Source organism: Pseudomonas kurunegalensis (genome assembly GCF_030291635.1).
Classification (GTDB): domain Bacteria; phylum Pseudomonadota; class Gammaproteobacteria; order Pseudomonadales; family Pseudomonadaceae; genus Aquipseudomonas; species Aquipseudomonas monteilii.
This window is the reverse complement of the sequence record NZ_CP127871.1, coordinates 3,171,073-3,188,967: the sequence shown is the minus strand read 5'-3', so window position 1 is coordinate 3,188,967 and position 17,895 is coordinate 3,171,073. Positions and strand designations below refer to the sequence as shown.

The 17,895-nt window shown below is 64.2% G+C and carries 18 protein-coding genes; 8 read left to right on the top strand and 10 right to left on the bottom strand.

Annotated elements, in window-relative coordinates:
• Positions 1–22: 22 nt before the first annotated feature.
• Positions 23–355, bottom strand: coding sequence for a hypothetical protein (locus tag QQ992_RS14290; RefSeq protein WP_003253895.1), 333 nt, complete (start codon positions 353–355; stop codon positions 23–25).
• A gap of 301 nt (positions 356–656) precedes the next feature.
• Complete coding sequence (gene ampC / locus QQ992_RS14285; RefSeq protein WP_286110001.1) at positions 657–1,799, bottom strand: class C beta-lactamase; 1,143 nt, start codon at positions 1,797–1,799, stop codon at positions 657–659.
• Between the two features lie 119 nt (positions 1,800–1,918).
• On the opposite strand from ampC, the gene QQ992_RS14280 reads away from it, so the two are divergent.
• Entirely contained in the window at positions 1,919–2,911 is a 993-nt protein-coding gene (locus QQ992_RS14280; protein ID WP_433963084.1) for a bile acid:sodium symporter family protein, read from the top strand.
• 47 nt (positions 2,912–2,958) lie between these two features.
• Here QQ992_RS14280 and QQ992_RS14275 read toward each other — a convergent pair whose 3' ends face one another.
• The gene (locus tag QQ992_RS14275; RefSeq protein WP_286109999.1) at positions 2,959–3,552 is read right to left on the bottom strand and encodes an eCIS core domain-containing protein; all 594 of its coding nucleotides are present in this window, start codon (positions 3,550–3,552) and stop codon (positions 2,959–2,961) included.
• Positions 3,539–4,102: a TetR/AcrR family transcriptional regulator gene (locus tag QQ992_RS14270; protein WP_286109998.1), complete on the bottom strand. Its 564-nt coding sequence runs from the start codon at positions 4,100–4,102 to the stop codon at positions 3,539–3,541. The genes QQ992_RS14275 and QQ992_RS14270 overlap by 14 nt, the downstream gene beginning before the upstream one ends.
• 89 nt (positions 4,103–4,191) lie before the next feature.
• Between QQ992_RS14270 and QQ992_RS14265 the strand changes: the two genes are divergently transcribed.
• Together QQ992_RS14265 and QQ992_RS14260 are read left to right on the top strand one after the other, a co-directional pair.
• On the top strand, positions 4,192–4,923 hold the full coding sequence (locus tag QQ992_RS14265; protein WP_105947693.1) for an SDR family oxidoreductase: 732 nt from the start codon (positions 4,192–4,194) through the stop codon (positions 4,921–4,923).
• A gap of 30 nt (positions 4,924–4,953) precedes the next feature.
• A complete protein-coding gene (locus tag QQ992_RS14260; protein ID WP_286109997.1) occupies positions 4,954–5,568 on the top strand; it encodes a 2-hydroxychromene-2-carboxylate isomerase in 615 nt (204 codons plus the stop codon).
• Here QQ992_RS14260 and QQ992_RS14255 read toward each other — a convergent pair.
• The 5 genes from QQ992_RS14255 to QQ992_RS14235 all read right to left on the bottom strand — a co-directional run bounded on the left by QQ992_RS14255 (position 5,541) and on the right by QQ992_RS14235 (position 9,341).
• The gene (locus tag QQ992_RS14255) at positions 5,541–5,840 is read right to left on the bottom strand and encodes a DUF7693 family protein (RefSeq protein ID WP_286109996.1); all 300 of its coding nucleotides are present in this window, start codon (positions 5,838–5,840) and stop codon (positions 5,541–5,543) included. The genes QQ992_RS14260 and QQ992_RS14255 overlap by 28 nt on opposite strands.
• A 2-nt stretch (positions 5,841–5,842) precedes the next feature.
• A complete protein-coding gene (locus QQ992_RS14250; protein WP_003248033.1) occupies positions 5,843–6,388 on the bottom strand; it encodes a cupin domain-containing protein in 546 nt (181 codons plus the stop codon).
• An 81-nt stretch (positions 6,389–6,469) separates the two neighbouring features.
• The gene (locus tag QQ992_RS14245) at positions 6,470–7,675 is read right to left on the bottom strand and encodes an MFS transporter (protein ID WP_105947691.1); all 1,206 of its coding nucleotides are present in this window, start codon (positions 7,673–7,675) and stop codon (positions 6,470–6,472) included.
• Positions 7,676–7,758: 83 nt separating this feature from the next.
• Positions 7,759–8,292: a cytochrome b gene (locus tag QQ992_RS14240; RefSeq protein ID WP_286109995.1), complete on the bottom strand. Its 534-nt coding sequence runs from the start codon at positions 8,290–8,292 to the stop codon at positions 7,759–7,761.
• Positions 8,289–9,341: a catalase family peroxidase gene (locus tag QQ992_RS14235; RefSeq protein WP_286109994.1), complete on the bottom strand. Its 1,053-nt coding sequence runs from the start codon at positions 9,339–9,341 to the stop codon at positions 8,289–8,291. The genes QQ992_RS14240 and QQ992_RS14235 overlap by 4 nt, the downstream gene beginning before the upstream one ends.
• A gap of 124 nt (positions 9,342–9,465) precedes the next feature.
• On the opposite strand from QQ992_RS14235, the gene QQ992_RS14230 reads away from it, so the two are divergent.
• Complete coding sequence (locus tag QQ992_RS14230; protein WP_025754858.1) at positions 9,466–9,987, top strand: sigma-70 family RNA polymerase sigma factor; 522 nt, start codon at positions 9,466–9,468, stop codon at positions 9,985–9,987.
• On the top strand, positions 9,984–10,736 hold the full coding sequence (locus tag QQ992_RS14225) for an anti-sigma factor family protein (protein WP_286109993.1): 753 nt from the start codon (positions 9,984–9,986) through the stop codon (positions 10,734–10,736). Before QQ992_RS14230 ends, QQ992_RS14225 begins: the two co-directional genes overlap by 4 nt.
• Positions 10,737–10,797: 61 nt before the next feature.
• Here QQ992_RS14225 and xthA read toward each other — a convergent pair whose 3' ends face one another.
• A complete protein-coding gene (gene xthA / locus QQ992_RS14220; RefSeq protein WP_286109992.1) occupies positions 10,798–11,610 on the bottom strand; it encodes an exodeoxyribonuclease III in 813 nt (270 codons plus the stop codon).
• A 162-nt stretch (positions 11,611–11,772) separates the two neighbouring features.
• On the opposite strand from xthA, the gene QQ992_RS14215 reads away from it, so the two are divergent.
• The 3 genes from QQ992_RS14215 to QQ992_RS14205 are packed head-to-tail and all read left to right on the top strand — an operon-like array spanning position 11,773 to position 17,889.
• A complete protein-coding gene (locus QQ992_RS14215; protein WP_119370152.1) occupies positions 11,773–12,423 on the top strand; it encodes a GNAT family N-acetyltransferase in 651 nt (216 codons plus the stop codon).
• Between the two features lie 52 nt (positions 12,424–12,475).
• Complete coding sequence (locus QQ992_RS14210) at positions 12,476–14,218, top strand: autotransporter assembly complex protein TamA (RefSeq protein ID WP_119370151.1); 1,743 nt, start codon at positions 12,476–12,478, stop codon at positions 14,216–14,218.
• Positions 14,215–17,889, top strand: coding sequence for a translocation/assembly module TamB domain-containing protein (locus tag QQ992_RS14205; protein WP_286109991.1), 3,675 nt, complete (start codon positions 14,215–14,217; stop codon positions 17,887–17,889). Before QQ992_RS14210 ends, QQ992_RS14205 begins: the two co-directional genes overlap by 4 nt.
• The last annotated feature ends 6 nt before the right edge of the window (positions 17,890–17,895 follow it).

Sequence of the window (17,895 nt, the reverse complement as noted above, 5' to 3'; positions counted from 1 at the left end):
GCTCAGGTAAAGGCGGGAACCCTCAATTGAGCGGTTCGATCACCTTGACTGCCTGCTGCTCACGGGCAGCGGGCCATTCTTGTTGCAGGGTCTGCAGCACGCGGCCAACGAACTCGGTGTCGGCGGCGGCCTTCTTGCCGACGTAGCCCTGGCCACGGCGGTAGACCTTGAAGCGTGCACGCATGCTGGGCAGGTGCTCTTCAAATTCATCTTCAACGGTGTTCGGTGGCAGGCGGTCGAGGCGCACTTCACCGGTTTGGCTGACCCACAGCAGGTGGTCGTCAAGGCTGTCTTTGCGCACGGCGAACAGCTGGGCCAATTGGTCGATAGTCGGATTGTTGTTCAAGTTCATCATAAAGCCCCCATTACCCATTCGTAGGTGATTTTCACAGTTGGCGCTACCACGGTGTAGCGCACTACCAAGGCTGCTACAGCAGCATCGCAACAGGGGCTTTCTCACGCTGCCTTTTGGACAGTTTCCCTCTCCACGGACGGCCTGCGTTACCGCGCAGGCCGTCTGGAACACCCTTGCCACCGCTCCCGATCGGGGAGACGGCTTCATCATGCACAAGGGCGATGAACGGCGTCAACCATTTTGTAGTGAATATTTTTTGGCACTACATTTCTGTCGTTTTGTTCGACAATCGCTGCTCGTACTACAGGCCGGACAGTATCTCGAAGGCGGCGCGCACCCGCGCTTCGTTCGGGTAGTTTCGGTTGGCCAGCAACACGATAGCCAGCTGTTCGGAAGGCACGAACGCGGTGTAGGCACCAAAACCGTTGGTTGAACCGGTCTTGTTGTACCAGGCGGCCGGCTGGGCGGGCAGGGCCGGTTGCAAGCGTGTGGTTGCCTGGGGTTCACGGATCAGCTGCGGGCTGTTGCCATCGACCAGCGTGGCCAGGGTTGCCGGATAGGGGTAGCGTTCCCAGCCCAGGCCCTGCGTCATGGCGCCGACCTGGAAATAGCCTTGCTGGGTGATGTCGATGGCTTTCACCAGTGCCGGTGGCAAGCCTTCAGGCTGCATCTGCAGGCGCACGTAACGCAGCAAGTCGCTGGCACTGGTCTTGATGCCGTAGGCTTCGTCGGCGTACGGGCCGGGGCCGACGCGCACCGGTTTTTCGGCGGCATCGTACCCTTGGGCATAAAGGCCCCGGGCGCTGGCCGGGATGTGCAGGTAGGTGTTCTTCAGGCCCATTTTCGGCAGCAGGCTTTCGGTCATCAGTGTGGCAAACGGCTGGTGCTGCGCGCGGGCGGCAAGGTCACCAAACAAGCCAAGGCTAGGATTGGAATAGCAGCGTTGCGTACCGGGCTTGGCGTGGGGCTGCCAGTGTCGGAAGAAATCGACGACCTGCTGCGGGGTTTGCACCGCATCCGGGAACTGCAAGGGCAGGCAGTCGGCACTGTAGGCGCCCAGTTCCAGCACCGTGGCGTCGCCGATGGGCGTGCCGGCCAGCGCCGGGTGGTAGCGCTTGGCCGGCGCGGTGAGGTCCAGCTGGCCCTCGGCACTGGCCAGTGCAGCCAGGGTGGCGGTGTAGGTCTTGCTCAGCGAACCGATCTCGAACAGCGTGTCACGGCTCACCGGCACGTTGTCGGCCTTGCTGGCCACGCCGTAGCTGAAGTAGTGCGCGTGGTCGCGGGCGTAGATGGCCACGGCCATGCCGCTGATGCCTTGCGCCTGCATCAGTGGGCGGATGATACGGTCTACCTTGGCTTGCAGCTGGTCATCGGCCTGGGCACCGGCATGGCCCAAGGTGAGGGTAATGGCGGCCGCAAGCGCGGCCAGGCGGGAGAGGGGCATGGTGGGGTCCTTTTGTGGAACGTGTCCGTTGAGCGACACCGGTGGGGGTTCCGGCGTTAGCGGCGAAAAGCCGCAGACCTTATCGTTTGCCCTTGCACAATGACAAGATGGACACAGTGATGAAGTATTTGCGCATGTTATTCGACAATTTCACCCTGGCCTTGCTCGGGGTGGTGCTGATTGCCACCGTGCTGCCTTGCTCGGGCGATGGCGCAGTGTATTTCGGCTGGCTGACCAACCTGGCCATCGGCCTGCTGTTCTTCCTGCACGGCGCCAAGCTGTCGCGTGAGGCGATCATTGCCGGTGCCGGGCACTGGCGCCTGCACCTGCTGGTGTTCTCCTGCACGTTCGTGCTGTTCCCGCTGCTGGGCCTGGCCTTCAAGCCGCTGTTCGTGCCGCTGGTGGGCAATGAACTGTACCTGGGCGTGCTCTACCTGTGTGCCTTGCCGGCTACCGTGCAGTCGGCCATCGCGTTCACTTCGCTGGCCCGTGGCAATGTGCCGGCGGCCATTTGCAGTGCTGCCGCGTCCAGCCTGCTGGGCATCTTCCTTACCCCATTGCTGGTGATGATGCTGCTGGGCGCCAGTGGCGATACTGGCTCTGGCCTGGATGCCGTGCTGAAGATCACCCTGCAACTGCTGGTGCCGTTCGTGGCGGGGCAGATTGCGCGGCGCTGGATCGGCGCCTGGGTCAAGCGCAATGCCCGTTGGCTCAAGGTAGTGGACCAGGGCTCGATCCTGCTGGTGGTGTACACCGCCTTCAGCGAGGCAGTCGTCACCGGGCTGTGGCACACGGTCTCGCCGCAGCACCTGGCCGGGTTGTTCGCCGTGTGCGGGATTTTGCTGGCGGTGGTGCTGTTTGGCACTCGCCTGCTGGGCAAGGTGCTGGGCTTTGACCTGGAAGACCGTATCACCATCCTGTTCGCCGGCTCCAAGAAGAGCCTGGCGACCGGCGTACCGATGGCCCAGGTGTTGTTCGTGGGCAGCGGCATTGGTGCGATGATCTTGCCGCTGATGCTGTTCCATCAGATCCAGCTGATGGTCTGCGCGGTGTTGGCGCAGCGTTATGCCAGCCGCGAGCAGGTGGCAGAAGAGGCATCGGCGGCGTCCTGAAAAACCAAGCGCAGCGGGCGCGCCCACAGCGTCGCGCACCGCTGCTGCTATCTGGCCTGGCCCGAGCCGCGTTCGCGCAGTGCCTTGCCCACCTCTGCCTCGATCTTGTACGCCGGTCCCTCCAGGTCGTCGTAGTTGCGCGTATAGCGCCGGGCGAATTCCTCTACCCCCAGTTCCTGATATTGCTGCACATGCTTGAGCTCATGCGCCCACAGGGCCACGTTGTCTTCGGCATCGCTCGCCCGGCGGAAGATGATCGTGTCGATCAGCGTCACAGCGTTCACATCAGGGTTCTGCAACAATGCATTGGCCGCGCTCATCTGCTGTTCGTCACCCACCCGGAAGCGCGCTGCGTCAAGCACGGCAAAGTCGTACCAGGGTTCGAGTTGCGCCCGGATATGCAGCGGGATCGGCTCGACGCCGTTGGCGGTGGCCTCATCTCTGGCCTGGCGCAAGGCGAACGTCAGGCTGGAAGACGCCATGACCTCCACATCCTTGAGAATCTGGCCGGCTTGACCCGGGTCTATCGGCGCACAAAAACACCCCATCAGGCACACTTGGTATTGCCCGGGTGGGCACGCTTGTTCGGCAAGCGCGGGCAGCGCCAGTGTGAGGCCAAGCAGCAGGCTAATCCGCTTCATGCAGGGCCTTTTCGACAAACTGGCGGCTTGCGTCCAGCACCTGCGACTGTACACCCTCAGTGGCCAGCATGCGCCCGACCATCAACGCACCGACGCATTGGCTGATGAGCACCCAGGCCAGTTGATCATCCTCCAGTGTTTCACGCCAGGCCTGGTGCAGGCTGACCAGCCAGTGCTCGGCCTCTTCGCGCACGGGTGCGGCGGCCCGGGCGATTTCCACACCCAGCGGCGGCAGCGGGCAGCCACCCTCGGCATTGTGCAGGTGGGCCAGGCTCAGGTACTGCTGCAGGCAACGGCCCAGCCGCTCGCGGCTTGCGCCCGAACTGGCCAGGCGTGCCAGCGGGCTGTTGCACAGCTCCTGGCGTACCACTTCAGTGAACAGGTCGTCTTTGGACGGGAAGTGGTTGTAGAAGGCGCCGCCGGTCAGGCCGATCGCTTTCATCAGCCCGGCCACGCCGGTGCTGGAAAAACCTCCCCGCTTGGCCAGCGCGCCGCTGCTGGCCAGCAGCCGCTCGCGGGTTTGCTGTTTGTGTTCATTGGAGTAGCGCATTCACATGCCTCTGCAGGCGGGCTTGACGATGACCGCGATCTTAACATAGCGTTCGTTTACTAAACGATCATTCACCAATGGAGGCAGGCATGGCAGAACAACAAAAAGTAGTGCTGGTGATTGGTGCGGGCGACGCCACCGGGGGTGAGATTGCCAAGCGCTTTGCCCGTGAGGGTTATGTCGCTTGCGTGACCCGGCGCCAGGCCGAAAAACTGCAACCGCTGCTGGAGGAAATACGCGCTGCCGGCGGCCAGGCCCATGGGTTTGGTTCTGATGCGCGCAAGGAGGATGAAGTGGCCGCGCTGGTCGAGACTATCGAGCGTGATATTGGCCCTATCGAGGCGTTTGTCTTCAATATCGGTGCCAATGTTCCCTGCAGCATCCTTGAAGAAACCCCGCGCAAGTACTTCAAGATCTGGGAAATGGCCTGCTTTGCCGGTTTTCTTACGGCTCAAGCAGTTGCCCGGCGCATGGTCCAACGTGAGCGTGGCACCCTTCTGTTCACTGGCGCCACCGCTGGCACGCGTGGTGCAGCCGGGTTCGCCGCTTTTGCCGGGGCCAAGCATGGCTTGCGTGCCCTGGCCCAGAGCATGGCGCGCGAGCTGGGGCCGCGGAACATTCATGTCGCGCATGTGGTGGTAGACGGGGCCATCGACACGGCATTCATCCGTGACAGCTTCCCCGAGCGTTACGCCCTCAAGGATCAGGATGGCATTCTCGACCCCGCGCACATCGCCGACAGCTACTGGTTCTTGCACGCCCAGCCGCGAGACGCCTGGACATTCGAACTGGACCTGCGCCCCTGGATGGAACGTTGGTAAGCCCCTCTGACCCAGCAAGGACCGAAACCCATGCATAACACTGTCGATTTCTATTTTGACCTGGGCAGCCCGGCCAGCTACCTGGCCTGGACACAACTGCCGGGCCTGTGCGCTCGCCAGGGTGCCACATTGCGCTACCGGCCAATTTTGCTGGGAGGCGTTTTCCAGGCGACTGGCAATGCTTCGCCGGCCATGATCCCGGCCAAGGGCCGCTACATGTTCACCGACCTGGCGCGCTTTGCCGCACGTTATGGCGTGCCGTTCGGCATGCCGCCGGGGTTTCCGGTCAATACGCTGAGCTTGATGCGCGGCGTGATCGGCACCCAGTTGCAGTCACCGGAGCGGTTCGAGTCGTTGCTGTCGGCGCTGTTCAATGGGCTCTGGGCGCAGCGGCGGAACCTGGGCGACAGCGCCGTTCTGGATGAAGCACTGGCAGCGGCAGGCTTCGATCCACAGGCTTTTCACGCACTGACGGCTGACGGTGAGGTGAAGGCGGCGCTCAAGCAGGCGACCGAGGCGGCTGTGGCGCGTGGGGTGTTTGGTGCGCCGACCTGTTTTGTGGGTGAGGCAATGTTCTTTGGGCAGGACCGCCTGGACTTTGTCGAGGAGGCGTTGAGTCAAGGGGCTAGCAGCTTTTCCAGCTGAGTGCGCTCCCACAGGCTGAGCAGGTCGACCGGGTTGGTGCCATAGCGCTGCCAATCTTCGAGCCCGGCTTGCTGGCCGCCCGGGGTATGGCAGTGGACGCAATGGGCAAGGCCTTCGGCATCCAGGGCCAACGTCAATCGCCAACCTTGAATGCTCACATCGACCAGGCTATCGGCGTGGCGTGCACACACTTCAAGTGGGTGCACGCCCAAGGCTGCGTTGCGCAGGCATTGATAAATGTCGCGCGTGTTCAGCGAAGCCTGTTGCGTCAAGGTCAGAAATTCGCCGGGGTGTTGGCGCTGATGATCTCGGCCTCGTCCGGGCCAATGTTCTTGAAACTGTGCGGCAGGGTAGTGGGAATGTAGTAGCCATCGCCCGAGTTGAGGACGCTGACCTGGCCATCGACCCACAGCTCCACGGTGCCGCGAGTGACCAGGCCACATTCTTCGCCCTCGGCATGCACGATCGGCTCGCCCGAGTCGGCGCCGGGGGCATACAGTTCGCGCAGCATGCGCATCTGTCGGCCTTCGACACTGGCACCGACCAGCAACATGCGCAAGCCATTGCGGCCCAGGTCGGGCTGTTCGCCACCCCGGAACACGTAGCGCTCTTCACGCACCGGCTCGTCGAAGCTGAAAAACTCCGCCAGGCTCATGGGAATGCCTTCAAGCAGTTTTTTCAGGGAGCTGACCGAAGGGCTGACGCGATTCTGCTCGATCTGCGAGATCGTCGAATTGGTCAGCCCGCTGCGACGGGCCAGTTCCCGTTGGGAGAGGTTGTTGCGTTCACGCACCAGTTTGAGTCGCGTCCCCGTGTCCATAGCCGCCTTGTAATCAGAGGTGTCAATAATAATGAGCGATGCGCATTAAAACACACTCTGCGCGCTTGCGCGCTGTGCTTGTCAAAGCCGCTGTTCACGCGGCATCGGCCACAACCCGACCAGCAACAACAGCACGGCCACGGCCAGGAATGGCAAGCGCGGATCGAGCGCATACACCAAGGTACCGGCCAGTGGCCCGATCACGGCGCCCATGCCTTGTGCCGCGCCAATGGAACCGGCTGTAGCGCCTTGTTCTGACGCCTGCATGGCATTGGCCGCCAGCGCTGAGAACGACGGGAAGACAAAGCCCATGCCGGCTGCCGCGACGAAGTAGCACGCCCATAGCCAAGGTGCGGTAGCCGCGAGCGAGCCGCAGGCAAAGCCTATGGCCGAAACCGTGGCGCCTACCCGGATCATCTTCAGCGGCGGCCATTCCAGCTTGCGCAGCAGTATCTGCGACAGCATCAGTGCCACGCCTACGGTAGTCAGCGCGATGCCGGCGGCCTGGGCGGCTTCTGCCGGGCCCAGGTGCAGGCGGTCGAGGGCGAAGAAACCGACGACGATCTGCGACACGGTGACACTGAGCATGGCGCTGAACGCCACCAGCAAGGGCCGACGCAGGCGCGGGTCGCCCAGCCGCACCGGGCTGGGGGCGTGGCTGTGGGGCAGGGCCTGCGGCTTGAGGGTGAACAGCAGCACAAGGAAGGCGCTGGCCGGCAGCAGCGACATGATATGGAATGGCAGGCTCAAACTATGCCGCGCCAGTAGCGCAGCCAGCGCTGGCCCCACCACCAGACCGACGGCGTTGGCCGCCCCTAGCGAGGCCATGGCGCGCGCGCGTCGCTGCGGCTCGACATGGTCTGCAATCAGTGCGTTGCAGCCCACCGGGATGGCGGCATAGAAAGCGCCGATACAGCCGCGCGCGATCATCAGGCCGAAGAAGGCCAGGGTCGCCCCCGGCATGAAGCGCAGTGCGCCTTCGACGAACAGGCACAACAGCCAGTACGCCAGGGTGAATCCGGCAGTGCCCAGCAACAGAATGCGCCGGCGGCCCAGGCGGTCTGAAGCCCGGCCCCAGGGCCGGGCCAGCAGCACCCAGACCACGCCGGCCACCGTTACGGCGGCGCCGGCCTGCCAGGTGGCCATGCCGAGTTGGCGGGCGATCGGGCCGATCAGGGCGACGAAGGCCATCATCGACATGGTACAGGCCATGTTGGCCAGCAGCAGCGGGCGTAAGTCCAGCGTGCTGGCAGGTAGAAGGGTTGCAGAGTCCTTTGCGACGTTCATGGGCAGTCCAGGGTAGTGCGGCAAGTGAAAGCCGATCTTATTAAGAATAATTATCGTTTGTCGAACCCCTGGGCTGCTGCCGGTCAGTCGTTGCCACGCAGGGGGCCAGGCCACATGCTACGCAACACGCCGTCGCGGCGCACCCATGCGTGCATCAAAGCCGCCGCCACATGCACCAGCACCGTGGCGAACAGCAGGTAGCCGGCCCAGCCATGGGCCTGACGCAGCACGGCATACAACTGCAGGTTGTGCGGGGCGATGGCGGGCAAGCCCAACGGGCGAGGGTAGTCGCCGGCCGACAGCATGGCCCAGCCCAGCAACGGCATGGCCAGCATCAGGGCATAGAGCAACAGGTGCGAGGCCCCGGCGGCCCAGCGCTGCAGTGTCGGCAGCGTCTGCGGCAGCGGCGGGTGAGGCACGGCCAGGCGTACAGCGATGCGCAGCACGACCAGTACCAGCAGGGCCAGGCCGGTGGCCTTGTGCAGGCTGATCAGCACGGGGTGGCGCGGTGACAGGTCGGCGACCATGCTTACGCCGATGAACAACATGGCCAGGATCAGCACGGCCATCAACCAGTGCAGCAAACGGGCGAACGGGTGGAAGGCTTCGGGTCTCATGGTTGGGCTCCGGTGCTGAGCGATTCACGGCTGCGGCGATTGAACGATTCCGAGTAGGCGGCGGAACGGGCGGCGAGAATCGGGTCGCCTGACGCCTCGATGCCGTGTGGCAGAATCAGCGGGTCGAAGTTGAGGTCGCGGCAGGCCCCTTGTTCCGGGGCGTCGACGTGCTCCAGCACCAGGGTGCCGGCGTCTACGCTGCGCCGCTCGGTGGGCCAGGGGCGGGCAGGATCGTCCACTGCATCGCCCGGGTCGGCCAGCACCAGGCGCAGCGTCCAGCGCAGCGGGCCTTGGGCCAAGCGCTGCTGCAGGTCGTGTTGCAGGAACTGCTTGTCATCTACCTGGGCGGGCAACGCGGCAAACGCGGCTTGTGGCTCAAGCTGCCAGCGCACCGGGTGGGCCACCCCGGCTGCATCGATCAGGCGGAAGGCATTGATGCTGTGGTATTGCGTGCTGGCGAAGCTGTCGCTGGGCTTGTAGCTGGCCGCCCATTGGCGAAACGCCGCGCTTTCCGGGTGGGCAGCGAAGAACGCCTGTAGCCTGGCGGGGTCCGGCTTGTGGGTGGTTGGGTCTGGTGCGCCCGCCAGCACTTGCTCGTAGAACCCTTTTGGGGTGCTGACCGCCAGCACTGGCGGGTTGTTCATGCCGGTGCGCCAGACCTGGCCGTCGTCGGTGCTCAGCTGAATCGCCAGGCTGCGTACCGGAATGCCGGTATCCGGGGCAAACGGGTTGGCACCGCCGATGGCGAAACGGCCGATCACTGGCACCCGCGACTGGCTGAATGCTCGCGCCGTGGACAGCTTGGCGGCCTGCCCGCTGGCCTGGAAGTAGCCGCTGACGCACAGGCCTTTGGCGTGGTTCTTGCGATAGCCCGGGTAATGCCCGGCCTGGGCTTCGAAGGTGTCGATGATGCGCTGCGGCGTCAGCCGGCTTTCGCCGAGCCAGCCGGCGGCATAGGCAAAGCCGGCGCCTGCGGCCAGCATCACGGCGCCGATGGCAGCCAGGCGCAACGCTTTGGCCGGGCCGTGCAAGGGTGAGTTCATGGTCATCGTCCGGTTGGGGGAATGTGCCGGTACGACGGCTCAGGGAAAAACTTATTCCATCGGCGGGAATAGAATTTGCTGCCAGGCGTCTGCCTTTTACACTGACAACTTCAAAGGCCGGGACTTTGCCATGCACGATCTGGACGACCACCAGTGGCGCGAGCTGCTGGCCCGCCTGCGCCGCTTTGCCGTGTGGCTGACCCGCGAGCCGGGCAGCGCCGACGACCTGGTGCAGGCCACGGTCGAGCGGGCCTTGAGCCGGCGTGACCAGCAACGCGATGCTGATGCGCTGCGCGCCTGGCTGTTCACCATTCTTTATCGGCAGTTTCTCGACGGTAAACGCCGCGAGCGCCTGCATGCGCGCTGGTTGTCCTGGTTCGGCCGCGCCGAGCGCGACGACGAGCCGGTTGGCGACAACCTCGAAGCCATCGTCCTGGCCCAGGCCGACCTGCAGGCGTTTGCCCGGCTGTCGGCAGAGCAGCGCGCCCTGTTGTTGCTGGTCAGCATCGAAGGTTTGAGTTACAAGGAGGCCGCCCAGGCCTTGGGCATCCCCATCGGCACTGTGATGTCGCGCCTGTCGCGCGCGCGCAATGCCTTGCGCGAACTGACCGAGGGCAACCCGCAGCCCCCGGCCTTGCGGAGACTGAAATGACGCGCCTGATCCCCAGCGAAGACGAATTGCACGCTTACGTCGATGAGCGCCTTGGGCCTGTGCGCCGGGCCGAAGTGCAGGCCTGGCTGGCGGCCAACCCGCAGGCAGCGGAGCGGGTGGAGGGCTGGCGTGCCGATGCCCGCCGGTTGCGTACCGCGTTGGCCGGGTTTGGCGAAATGCCCGGGGCCGCGCAGCTGGACCTTGGGCAGCTGCGGCGGCAATTGCGCCAGCGTCGTCAGCGACGCTGGGCGACGGCGGCGGTGGTGATGCTGGCATTGGGTGTGGGAGGGCTGGGCGGCTGGCAAGTGCGCGATGCCACCCTGGCGCGGGTCGACCTGCCCATGGCCGATGCTGTCCAGGCGCATCGCTTGTTTGCCGGCAGCGAGGCGCTGGATATCCAGGCCAGCGATCCGGGGCAGTTGCGCGACTGGCTGGGTCGACATTTCAATCGCGTGGGCCAGTTGCCCGACTTGGCAGGCTATGGTTTCAAACCGGTAGGCGCTCGCTTGCTCAGCAACGAGCAAGGGCCGGCGGCACTGCTGGTGTTTGAAGATGGCACAGGCCAGCGCATCAGCCTGTTCCTGCGCTCACCGGGCGAGCAGTACCGGCGCATGCCGGACGGGCAGCGGGTCGATGGGCAGCTGGAGGCAAGGTATTGGTCGCATGGGGCTTACAACTTTGCCCTGGTAAGCGCGGCGGACGATGTGCGCGGGGCGGGGGTGGGGGAGGCGTTGCGGTTGGGTTTGTGAGTATCAGCTTCGCCGCCAAAATTGTCGGGGCCGCACAGCGGCCCCAATGCTGCCTTTGAGGTCAGCCCAGCTCCAGCCAGATCGGTGCATGGTCCGACGGCTTTTCCATCCCGCGCAGTTCATAGTCCACGCCCGCTGCCTTGATCCGTGGCACCAGCTGCTGCGAGGCCATGATCAGGTCGATGCGCAGCCCACGCTTGGGATCGTCCTCGAAACCACGGCTGCGGTAGTCGAACCAGCTGAAGCGGTCGGTGACATCCGGGTAAAGGTGACGGAAGCTGTCGACCAGCCCCCAGCCTTTCAACCGCTCCATCCACTCACGCTCTTCCGGCAAGAAGCTGCACTTGCCGGTCTTCAGCCAGCGCTTGGCGTTGTCCGGGCCGATGCCGATATCGCAGTCCTGCGGCGAAATGTTCATGTCGCCCATCACCAGCAGCGGCTGGTCGCTGCGGAACTGGCCCTCCAGCAGTGCCTGCAGGTCGCTGTAGAAGCGCTGCTTGGCCGGGAACTTGGTGGGGTGGTCGCGGCTTTCGCCCTGGGGGAAATAGCCATTCATGATGGTGATCGGGTTGCCATCGGCATCGGCGAAGGTGCCCCAGATAAAGCGGCGCTGGGCGTCTTCTTCATCGGTAGCAAAGCCTTTGTGCACGCTAAGCGGTGCCTGGCGCGACAGCAGGGCCACGCCGTAGTGGCCTTTCTGGCCGTGGTAGTGCACGTGGTAACCCAGTGCCTGCACGTCGGCCAGCGGGAACTGATCGTCGCTGACCTTGGTTTCCTGCAGGCCGATCACGTCCGGCTGGTGCTTTTCGATCAGCGCCGCCAGCTGGTGCGGGCGGGCCCGCAGGCCGTTGATGTTGAAACAGACGATCTTCATGGAAAGATAATCCCGGTAAAAGGCGCGATGCTAGCCGACATCGCCCGTCATCACCAGCGTGGCGGCCAGGCGAACCTGCTGCTAACGTGCTGTTGGGGGTGAACGAAGCGCGCAGGGGCACCTCCAAGGCACTGTATGCCCATTCCAGGAGGTCTGCCCGCAATGCCCGATACCAACGCCGCCCCGGCCCGTGTCTGCCTGCTCGATGATGGTTACAGCCGCGAGGCGCGTTCGCTGCTGTACAACGCCTACCGCCATGAACCCACCTTTGCCTATATTTTCGAAGCCCAGCGCCCGGGGTATGAGCGGCGCCTGCGGGTGATGGTGCGCGAATGGGTGCGCCAGCATTTCTACCTGCAGCTGCCTGCCATCGGCCTGCTGGTGGATGACCGCCTGATCGCCCTGGCACTGATCGTGCCGCCGCTGCGCCGGCTGGGCGTGGCCGACAGCTGGGCCTGGCGCCTGCGCATGATCCTGGGTACGGGCCCGCGCTGCACGCGGCGCTACATGGACTACCAGGCCGCGCTGGCTACCTGCCTGCCCACCGACAAGGTGCATGTACTGCCGTTGCTGGGCGTACACCCGCAGTTTCAGGGCAAGCATTACGGTGAGCAATTGTTACAAGCGGTGCACGACTGGTGCGCGGACGACCCTGGCACCCAGGGTGTGGTGCTGGACACCGGCAACGAGCATTACCTGGCCTTTTACCAGCGTCAGGGTTATGAGGAAATTGGCGAGGTGGCTGTAGGACCCATCCGGGAAAGGGTGTTCTTCCATCCGAATCCGGTCTCTTCAAATTCCGCTTTTGCCTGAACAGGCTGCCAGGCGGCTCCCTTGAGCGCCTGGCTCTGGTAGCATTCGCCGCATGACGTATTCAGGAAGATTGACCTGGGGCCTGGTTTTCTGGGCCGCCAGTTTCGCAGCATGGGGCCAGAGCGAGTTGCTGGTGAAGGTAAAACCGGCCAACAAGGCGCTCAAGGCCAATGTCGAAGGCTATATAGGCACTTTGGGTGACCGCGATGAAGAAGCGCTTTTGCGCTTCAGTCGCGGGGCAGAGGAGCAGGCGCGCAAAGCGGCGCAGGCACTTGGCTACTATCAGGCGCAAATCGATACCGAGGTCAAGCCCGCCAGTGACGCTGACCATTCCCCACAACTGATCATCCGCATTGACCCCGGCGAGCCGGTTCGCCTGCGTAACGTGACCGTGCGCATCGACGGCCCGGCCAGCGAAATGAAGGCCTTCCGCGTTCCCGACAGCAAGGCGTTGCGTGCCGGGGAACAACTTAACCATGGCCATTACGAGGATGCCAAGCGCCTGATCCAGAACCAGGCATCACGTTACGGCTTCTTCAGCGGCCGCTTTACCCGCCAGCGCCTGGCGGTCGACCCGCAGGCCGGCGTGGCCGATATCGAACTGGTCTACCAAAGTGGCCCGCGTTATCGCCTGGGCGCCGTCACCTTCGGTGGCGACACGCCACTGGACGACGACCTGCTGCACCGCATGGTGTCGTTCAAACCGGGGACGCCCTACGATTCTGAACTGATCGCCGAACTGAACAATGACTTGCAGTCGAGCGGCTATTTTGAAGGTGTGCGCGTGGATGCAGCACCCACCGCCGCGGTGGGCGAAGAAGTCCCTGTGGATGTGCGCCTGGAAACCCGCAAACCTCGCACCATGGGCCTGGGCTTGGGCTTCTCGACCGACGTCGGGCCACGCGGCAAGGCCAACTGGACTCGCCACTGGGTTAACCCACAGGGCCACAGCTACGGTTGGGAAACCGAGCTGTCGGCGCCGCGGCAGAACGTCGGCCTGTGGTACGACATTCCCCTCGACCCGCCGCTGACCGACAAGCTGCGCTTCGCCGGTGGCTACCAGAACGAGGAACTTGCCGGTACCGACACCCTCAGCAAACTGTTGACGGTCGGCCCCGAGTGGCACAGCAAGCTGCCCAGTGGCTGGCAGCGGGTGATATCGCTCAAGTACCAGCGCGAGGAATATCGCCTGGGTGACGACTCCGGGCTGAGCAACTTGCTGATGCCGGGCGTCAGCTATTCCTTCCTGCGCAGTGACAACCGTATCGACCCGCATAACGGCTACCGCCTGCAGTTCGATGTACAGGGGGCCAAGGAAGGGCTGGTTTCCGACACCAACCTGTTGCATGGCAACGTGCTGCTCAAGGGCCTGACCACGCTCGGCCACAACCACCGTTTGCTCGGTCGCGTACAGTTTGGCGGCAGTGCGACCAATGGCTTCAAGAACAACATCCCGCCGTCGCTGCGCTTCTTCGCCGGTGGTGACCAGAGCGTGCGTGGCTACGACTACCAGACCCTGTCGCCCAAGAACAGCGACGGTGACCGTATTGGCGGGCGCTACCTGGTGGCTGGCAGTGTCGAGTACCAGTATTCGCTGACCGAGAAGTGGCGGCTTGCAACGTTCGTTGACCAAGGCAACTCGTTCAACAACCTGGAGCTACCCAGCCTCAAGACCGGGGTGGGCTTTGGTGTGCGCTGGGTGTCGCCGGTCGGGCCGCTGCGCCTGGACCTGGCCAAGGCGCTGGATGACGAAGGGGGCATTCGCCTGCACTTTTCCATGGGGCCTGAGCTTTGAAACGTGTGACCAAATACATTTTGCTGGGCCTGTTCGGGGGCGTCGCGAGCCTGGGCCTGGCACTGGGCCTGCTGGTGGGCACCGAGGCTGGCAGCCGCTGGGCACTGGGCAAGGTGCCCGGGCTTGAAGTGACCGATTTTCAGGGGCGCCTGGCGGGCAGTTGGCAGGCCAGCAGGCTGCGCTGGGCCGATGGTGGCAGCACAGTAGAGGTGCAGGCACCGCTGCTGGCCTGGTCGCCTGCGTGCCTGATGCGATCCACCCTGTGCATTGACCAGTTGCAGGCGCAGCGTATCGACATGGCCTTTGCGCCCAGTGCCGAGCCGGCCGACAGCGGCCCGCTGCAGCTGCCTGCGCTGCGCTTGCCGTTGGCCATCGAACTGGGTGAGGTCAAGGTCGGCCAACTGCGGCTGGACGGCAGTGACCTGCTGGGCGACTTGCAACTGGCGGCACACTGGACCAGCACCGGCATGCGCATCGACAGCCTGCACCTGCAGCGCGATGACCTGAAACTGACCCTGCAGGGTGACCTGCAGCCCGAGGGTGACTGGCCGCTGCAACTGCAGGCACAGCTGCAGTTACCGGCAGTGGAGGGCAAACCCTGGCAGCTGGCGCTGACCGCCACGGGTGATTTGCAGAAGACCCTGAAGCTGGCAGGCACCAGCAGCGGTTATCTCGACGCCACGTTGAACGGGCAGTTGCAGGCGTTGGCCGAGCACCTGCCAGCGACCTTGCAGATCCGTTCCGAGGCATTCAAACCGGCGGGCGCGTTGCCTGACACTTTGCAGTTGAACCAGCTCAAGCTCGATGCCAAAGGCGACCTGCTCAAGGGTTATCAGCTGTCGGGTACGGCCAGCCTGCCGGCTGAACAGTCGCCGATCGCCTTGGCCTTGTCCGGCCTGGTCGACAGTAAAGGCGCCAGGCTCGATGCCCTGGACCTGACCGCTAGCGACACCCAACGGGTCAAGCTGCAAGCCACGGCCGACTGGCAGCAAGGCTTGACCGCCGATGCGCAATTGGACTGGCAGGACTTCCCGTGGTTGCGCCTGTATCCATTGGAGACGCCGCCCCAGGTAACCCTCAAGGCCTTCAATACCCAGGTGCATTATCGCGATGGCAACTATCAGGGTACCTTCAAGGGTGACCTTGACGGCCCAGCGGGTGCATTCAGCGTGGCCAGCCCGTTCGAAGGCGACCTGAGCCAGGTGAAGTTGCCGCAGCTGGCGCTGACCGCCGGCCAAGGCAAGGCCGCCGGCAGTGTCGCCGTGCGTTTTGCCGACACGCTGGCCTGGGATGTCGACTTGCAGCTTTCGGCGCTCGACCCTGCTTATTGGCTGGCCGAACTGCCGGGCACGCTGGCAGGGCCGCTACGCAGCAAAGGCGAGCTGAAAGGCGAGACGCTCACCCTTGACGCGCAACTTGACCTGAAAGGCCGTCTGCGTGGCCAGCCGGCAGTGCTCAAGGCCGAGGCGCAGGGAGCAGGGCAGAGCTGGACGCTCGGTGCACTGGCTATCCAGCTGGGTGACAACCGCATCAACGGCAGTGGCAGCCTGCAGCAGCGCCTGGCCGGGCGAATCGACCTCGATTTGCCGCGCCTGGGCCAGTTGTGGCCAAGGCTGCAAGGCCAGGTCAAGGGCCGGCTGGACCTCGCCGGCACCTTGCAGGCCCCGCAAGGTACGCTGACCCTGCAGGGCCAACGGTTGGCCCAGGCCGAAAACCGCCTGCAGCAGCTGGGCCTGGAGGCCCGCCTGGACAACGCCCAGCGCGGTGTAATCGAACTCAAGGCCACAGGCATCCAGCTTGGCGACACCGCCTTGGGCACGCTGCAGGCCAACGGCAAAGGTGACATTCGCCAGCAAGCCTTGACCCTGGCGCTGGACGGCCCGCAACTCAAGCTCGACCTTGGGCTGGATGGCCAGTTGAGCAAGGGTGACTGGCGAGGGCGCCTGGCCAGTGGGCGTATTCAGGCCGGTGGCCAGGACTGGCAGTTGCAGGCGCCGGCACGGCTTCAGCGCCTGGCCAGCGGGCAGCTGGATTTCGGTGCCCATTGCTGGCGCTCCGGCCAGGCCAGCCTGTGTGGTGATGACCAGCGCCTGGCCCCCGAGCCGCGTCTGCGCTACCACCTCAAGCAGTTCCCGCTGGACAGCCTGGCCCAATGGCTGCCGAAGGACTTCGCCTGGCAAGGCCTGCTCAATGCTGATATCAACCTGGACATTCCGGCCAGTGGCCCCAAGGGTACGGTCGTGGTCGATGCCAGTGGCGGCACCCTGCGTGTGAAAGACAAGGATCGCTGGATCGACTTCCCTTACCAGGCCCTGCGCCTGGACAGCACACTGGCACCACGGCGCATCGATACGCGCCTGGTGTTTCGCGGCGAGCGCCTGGGTGAGTTGAACGTCACGGCCCGGCTTGACCCGCTGGGCAAGAACAAGCCGTTGTCGGGTGATTTCCGCCTGGCCGGGCTGGACCTGTCGGTAGCCCGTCCGTTCGTGCCGATGGTCGAGCGGCTGGCCGGGCAGCTCAATGGCAGTGGCCGGCTTTCCGGTACGTTGCTGGCGCCGCAGGTCAACGGCAACCTGATGCTCAGTGGTGGCGAAGTCAGTGGCGCCGAACTGCCGGCCAGCCTTCAAGACCTGTCATTGCAGGCGCTGATCGCCGGCGAGCAAGTGCAGCTTAACGGCAACTGGCGCAGTGGCGAGGCAGGGCGTGGCCAGTTGAGCGGCAACCTCACCTGGGGCCAGGCACTGGGCATGGACGTGCGCTTGCAAGGCCAGCAACTGCCGGTCACGGTCGAGCCTTATGCCACGCTGGAAGTTGCCCCGGACCTGACCCTGCGCCTGATCGACGACAAGCTGGCGGTTACCGGCAAGGTGCAGGTGCCCAAGGGCAAGATCACTGTTCGCGAGTTGCCGCCGTCTACCGTCAAAGTGTCGGATGACACGGTTATCGTCGGCCACCAGACAGAAGAGGGCAAACCGCCCATGGCGATGGCCATGGACATTGACGTCGAAGTGGGCCGCGACAAGCTGTCGTTCAGCGGCTTTGGCCTCACCGCCAACCTGCTTGGCCATGTACACATTGGCGATAACCTCGACACCCGTGGTGAACTGAGCCTGGCAGACGGACGCTACCGTGCCTACGGCCAGCGCTTGACCATCCGCCGGGCGCGGCTGCTGTTTGCCGGCCCGATTGACCAGCCGTATCTGGATATCGAAGCCATCCGCAAGGTTGACGATGTAATTGCCGGTATCCGCCTGAGCGGCAGTGCCGAGCAGCCTACCACCAAAGTGTTCTCGGAACCGGCCATGAGCCAGGAGCAAGCCTTGTCGTACCTGGTGTTGGGGCGACCGTTGGGCACGTCCGGTGAAGACAACAACATGCTCGCCGAAGCGGCCTTGGGCCTGGGCCTGGCCGGTAGCGCCGGCATTACCGGCAGCCTGGCTTCGAGCCTTGGGATTGACGATTTCCAGCTGGATACCGAGGGTTCTGGCAACACAACCAGCGTGGTCGCCAGCGGCAATCTGACCGAGAAGTTGAGCCTGCGTTATGGCGTGGGTGTGTTCGAGCCTGCCAACACCATTGCGTTGCGCTACAAACTGAGCAAAAAGGTGTACCTGGAAGCCGCCAGCGGGTTGGCCAGCTCTCTGGACATCTTCTACAAACGCGACTTCTGAAGGGGG

Bases quoted from the DNA above. Each gene is read 5' to 3' on its own strand.
- QQ992_RS14290 (WP_003253895.1), bottom strand. From the start codon at position 355: ATGATGAACTTGAACAACAATCCGACTATCGACCAATTGGCCCAGCTG.
- ampC (WP_286110001.1), bottom strand. From the start codon at position 1,799: ATGCCCCTCTCCCGCCTGGCCGCGCTTGCGGCCGCCATTACCCTCACC.
- QQ992_RS14280 (WP_433963084.1), top strand. From the start codon at position 1,919: ATGAAGTATTTGCGCATGTTATTCGACAATTTCACCCTGGCCTTGCTC.
- QQ992_RS14275 (WP_286109999.1), bottom strand. From the start codon at position 3,552: ATGAAGCGGATTAGCCTGCTGCTTGGCCTCACACTGGCGCTGCCCGCG.
- QQ992_RS14270 (WP_286109998.1), bottom strand. From the start codon at position 4,102: ATGCGCTACTCCAATGAACACAAACAGCAAACCCGCGAGCGGCTGCTG.
- QQ992_RS14265 (WP_105947693.1), top strand. From the start codon at position 4,192: ATGGCAGAACAACAAAAAGTAGTGCTGGTGATTGGTGCGGGCGACGCC.
- QQ992_RS14260 (WP_286109997.1), top strand. From the start codon at position 4,954: ATGCATAACACTGTCGATTTCTATTTTGACCTGGGCAGCCCGGCCAGC.
- QQ992_RS14250 (WP_003248033.1), bottom strand. From the start codon at position 6,388: ATGGACACGGGGACGCGACTCAAACTGGTGCGTGAACGCAACAACCTC.
- QQ992_RS14245 (WP_105947691.1), bottom strand. From the start codon at position 7,675: ATGAACGTCGCAAAGGACTCTGCAACCCTTCTACCTGCCAGCACGCTG.
- QQ992_RS14240 (WP_286109995.1), bottom strand. From the start codon at position 8,292: ATGAGACCCGAAGCCTTCCACCCGTTCGCCCGTTTGCTGCACTGGTTG.
- QQ992_RS14235 (WP_286109994.1), bottom strand. From the start codon at position 9,341: ATGACCATGAACTCACCCTTGCACGGCCCGGCCAAAGCGTTGCGCCTG.
- QQ992_RS14230 (WP_025754858.1), top strand. From the start codon at position 9,466: ATGCACGATCTGGACGACCACCAGTGGCGCGAGCTGCTGGCCCGCCTG.
- QQ992_RS14225 (WP_286109993.1), top strand. From the start codon at position 9,984: ATGACGCGCCTGATCCCCAGCGAAGACGAATTGCACGCTTACGTCGAT.
- xthA (WP_286109992.1), bottom strand. From the start codon at position 11,610: ATGAAGATCGTCTGTTTCAACATCAACGGCCTGCGGGCCCGCCCGCAC.
- QQ992_RS14215 (WP_119370152.1), top strand. From the start codon at position 11,773: ATGCCCGATACCAACGCCGCCCCGGCCCGTGTCTGCCTGCTCGATGAT.
- QQ992_RS14210 (WP_119370151.1), top strand. From the start codon at position 12,476: ATGACGTATTCAGGAAGATTGACCTGGGGCCTGGTTTTCTGGGCCGCC.